We start from the raw sequence: 4,156 nt of genomic DNA on the forward strand, positions 1-4,156 counted from the left end.
AGGCGGAAGGCGGCTTCCGCTGTGTCCCGCGCGAGGAGTCCGACGACGACATCATCCGCCGGCCGGCGAGGAAGACGACGCGACGTCGAAACGCGGACGCCCGCTGACCGGCACGCCGGGCCGGCCGGATCCTGGTGGCCCCAGGACTCGGCCGGCGCCGTGAGCCGTCGCTGTCACGTGTTCGTGAGCAGGGACTCCAGGGCCTTCGCCGTGGCCGGATGCCGGATCGTCAGCGCGGCGCCCGAAGGCGAGGAGCCGGACACCGCCCACGCGCCGTCGCAGCCCAGCAGCTCCGCCACCGCGTCGCAGGTCGCCGGATGCACGGCCGGCAACCCGACACCCGTACCCGACGGGAACGGGACGTCGGCCCGCGTCCACCCCTGCGCGCAGCCCAGCAGCTCCGCCACCGCGTCGCAGGTCGCAGGGTGCGCCGGGAGCAACGTGGCGCCCTGGCGGCCGTGCCCTCCGGACCGCGTCCGGCGCCCGGCGGGCGGGGCCGGGGGCGTCCGCCACGGTGGTATCCACGCGTCCAGGGCCGCCGGCCGGCCCGGGAAGATCCGCCCGGCCTCGCGGACCAGCAGCGGGACGAGTTCCGCGGCGCCGGACCGCAAGGTGGTGATGAGCAGCGGCAGCCATGGCAGCAGCACCGCGTCGGGCAACCGCCCGAACGCCTTCGACACCGCCTCCACGACCACGTCCGCCAACCCCGGCACCGGCTCCAGCGCGTGGACGAAGCCGCTGAGGTAACGGGGATAGGCGGGCACCACCAGCGGATTGTCCAGCAGTGCGTCGCACCGGCCCCGCAGCTCGGCCCGGGACAACGTGCCGAGCTGCACCTGCGCCGCCCACAGCAGGGCCGTCTTCGACGGCTCCTCGGGGTGCGACTGGGCGACCGCCAGCTCCAACTGGGCCCGGTCGCAGCCCAGCGACAGCGCGAGGCCCTCCATGCTGAACAGGAAGCCGAGCATCGCCGCGACCTGCCCGACCGTCGCGTCCTCGTCCCGGAACGCCACCGGCAGCAGCGTGCAGTAGTGGGCGTAGCCGGTCTTGACGAACGACTCGATCCACGGCGGCAGCACCGGTTCGCCGGTGCGGTAGTACGCCAGCAGCCCGCGCACCCGGCGCAGCACCTCCGGCGCGCCGTCGACGCTGCGCTCGGTGGCGAGCACCTTCAGCGCGTGCGTGCCGAGTTCGTCGGCGAGACGACGGCTGCGCAGGTACAGGGTCGCGTCCTCGACCGCGGCCAGTACGGTCGCGGTCGTGGCCTGCGGGCCGTAGGCGTCGCGCCGCAGTCGCTGCTCCAGGACCTGCTCGATGCTGACGCCCTCGTAACCGAGCTCGATGAGGGCCCGCTGATGGGTGCCGAGCGCCAGGTCCCAGGACTCCTGGATCGAACGCTCACCGAGCCGCCGTTCGCCCATGATCGGCCGGGCCGCGCCGTGCGGCATCAGGCGCCGCAGCATCCACAGCACGTCGGAGCAGGCCTGGAGTTCCGGCCGGGAGGCCATGTCCAGCAGGGCCCGCTGCACGCCGCGCTGCTGGAGCTTCGGTCCGAGCGGCGCCAGCCGGTCGTGCACGTCGCGGGCGAGCGGCGGCAGCGCCTCGTAGCCGACCTGGCCGATCCGGTCGCCGCCCATCATGATCTCGACGAGGCGTCGCACGTCCCGCCGTCCCGGCACGGCGTCCTTCTCGATGCAGGTGACCGCCGCGTCCTGGAAGTCGTACGGCGTGGGCTTGGCCCGGTCCCGCATCCCGGCGAGCAGGACGGACGTCTCGAACACCGCGATGGCGTCGGCGGTGGAGGCGAGGTAGCCGTTGCGCCGGGCCGCGCGCACGATGTCCACCGACCAGCCGAGCAGTTCGGCCTCGTCCAGGCCGTCGAGCACGGGCGGCCTGCGCAGGAAGCCGGACAGCCGGTCCGCGGCGGCGGACTCCGGTGCGGGGACGGCGTCTTGTCGTCCCGGGTCCTTCGCCGCACCGGCCTTCTTCGCCGAGGACTTCTTCGTACCCGCCTGGCCCGCCAGCCGGTACGGCCGCACACGGGTGCGCTTCAGGCTCTTCGCCCACTCCGTCGAGGCGATCGACACCGAGCCGGCGGCAAGGCCGAACTGCGCCTCGATCGCCGCGTGGCTGGACGGGATCAGCCCGTACTGCCAAGTGGTGGCGGTGCGCGGGGAGATCGGATACGTGTCGGTGCCGTGCACGCCGAACTCCTCGACACGGCTGGCCGCGTGGAACGCCCCGCACACGTACAGGCAGTCCGCCGGATCGGTCCCGGTCGCCGTCAGGTGCTCGCGCATCCGGGTCCACATGTACCGTTCGCGGTCCTCGTCCACGCGGACCCGGGCGCCGTCACCCGGAGCGAGGCGCCGGAACAGGCTGCCGATGAGGAACATCACCTGGCGGTAGGTGTCGTGGTCGGCGGCGCTGTCGCCGAGCGGCACCTCGACGTACTGGTGCCACCACTCCGACCAGTGCCGCACCTTGCCGTGGTGCAGCAGATGCTCCTCCAGCTCGGCGAAGCGCGGCCGGAGATCGCCGAGTTCGACGCCGACGGCCTCGCCGTGCAGCGCGGCCTCGGCCTCGGCCGGAGAGCCGGTGTCCTCCGCGGCGGCCTCCGGCGCCCGCTCGCCACGGGTGTCCCACTGGAAGACGTGGTCCGCGGACCGGTCCACGAGGACCAGCTCCACACCCGGGGTGTCCAGGGCGTACGCGATGGCCTGGTACTCGGCGGACGCCTCGGTGATCGGCGCGACGACCGACAGCGGAGCCCAGTCCTGGGGGAAGCCGTCGACGTCACCGGCGAACGCCTGCACCGCCACCGGCAGCCGGCAGTTGCGCAGCTCGGTCAGCAGCGGCGCCATGTCCTCGCACAGCTCCAGGTAGACCACCTTGGGCTGCTTCTCGCGCAGCCGCCGGGCCATGGCCGTCGCCGAGGCGGGCGAGTGGTGGCAGACGGGGAAGATCTCCAGCGGCTCGCGCACCGCCCGGTCGACGTCGTCGACCATGCCGAGGAGGATGTCCTCCAAGGTGTCGGGCCCGCCCGCGAACGCGGCTGCGGCATCCTGCAGTTGCCCGCGCAGCGCGGCGAACGCGCCGCTCTCGTGGGGCCCGCTCATGACAGCGTGGCGATCGCGTCGCGGCCGCCCTCCAGGAACTCGGCCCAGGAGCCGCCCTCCTCCTTGCTGCGCGGCTCGACGACACCGTGCAGGTACTTGTTGAGGATGGCCAGGTCCTCGGGCTCGCGGCGGGTGAGGGAACCGACGAGCGAGGAGGCGAGCGTGCGGGCGGTCAGGGCGCGCTCGCCGAAGAAGTTGCTGTGCAGGACGGCGTCCTCCAGCACGCCGATCTGCTCGGCCGTCGACAGCGCCGACTCCAGCTTCTCGTCGTCGCTGCCGGCCGCGGCGGCGGACGCGCGCAGGTCGGCGAAGCTCTGCAGGAGCACGTCGAGCAGGGTCGGCGGCACGTCGAGGTCGATCGAGTGCCGGCGCAGCAGTTCCTCGGTGCGGAAGCGGACGATCTCCGCCTCGCTCTTCTTGTTCGTCACCACCGGGATGCGGACGAAGTTGAAGCGGCGCTTGAGCGCGGAGGACAGGTCGTTGACGCCCCGGTCGCGGCTGTTGGCCGTGGCGATGATCGAGAAACCGGGCTTGGCGAAGACGATGTTGTCGCTGCCGCTGCTCTCCAGTTCGGGAACGGAGATGTACTTCTCCGAGAGGATCGAGATCAACGCGTCCTGGACATCGCTCGTGGACCGGGTCAGCTCCTCGAAGCGGCCGATGGCACCCGCCTCCATGGCGGTCATGATCGGGGAGGGGATCATCGACTCCCGCGACTGGCCCTTGGCGATGACCATGGACACGTTCCACGAGTACTTGATGTGGTCCTCGGTGGTGCCCGCCGTGCCCTGCACCACCAGTGTGGAGTTGCGGCAGATCGCGGCGGACAGCAGCTCCGCCAGCCAGCTCTTGCCGGTGCCGGGGTCGCCGATGAGCAGCAGACCGCGGTCGGAGGCGAGGGTGACGATGGAACGCTCGACGAAGCTGCGGTCGCCGAACCACTTCTGCGGGATCTCCCGGTCCAGGCCGTCGGAGCGCTCGGAGCCCAGGATGAACAGACGGACCATCTTCGGCGACAGGCGCCACGAGAACGGCTT

The 4,156-nt window shown here is 72.3% G+C and carries 2 protein-coding genes; both read right to left on the reverse strand.

Annotated elements, in window-relative coordinates:
* Positions 1-173: 173 nt before the first annotated feature.
* Positions 174-3,119, reverse strand: a complete 2,946-nt coding sequence (locus RH94_RS36690) for a DUF5682 family protein (protein ID WP_073952602.1) — start codon at positions 3,117-3,119, stop codon at positions 174-176.
* Positions 3,116-4,156, reverse strand: a 1,041-nt coding sequence (locus RH94_RS36695) for an ATP-binding protein (RefSeq protein ID WP_234426292.1), incomplete at its 5' end; no start/stop codon positions are given. The genes RH94_RS36695 and RH94_RS36690, both read right to left, overlap by 4 nt.

This window comes from Streptomyces kebangsaanensis, from assembly GCF_001906585.1.
GTDB classification, from domain to species: Bacteria; Actinomycetota; Actinomycetes; order Streptomycetales; family Streptomycetaceae; genus Streptomyces; species Streptomyces kebangsaanensis.

Excerpts from the sequence above, each read along its gene's own strand:
- RH94_RS36690 (WP_073952602.1), bottom strand. The coding sequence starts at position 3,119 with ATGAGCGGGCCCCACGAGAGCGGCGCGTTCGCCGCGCTGCGCGGGCAA.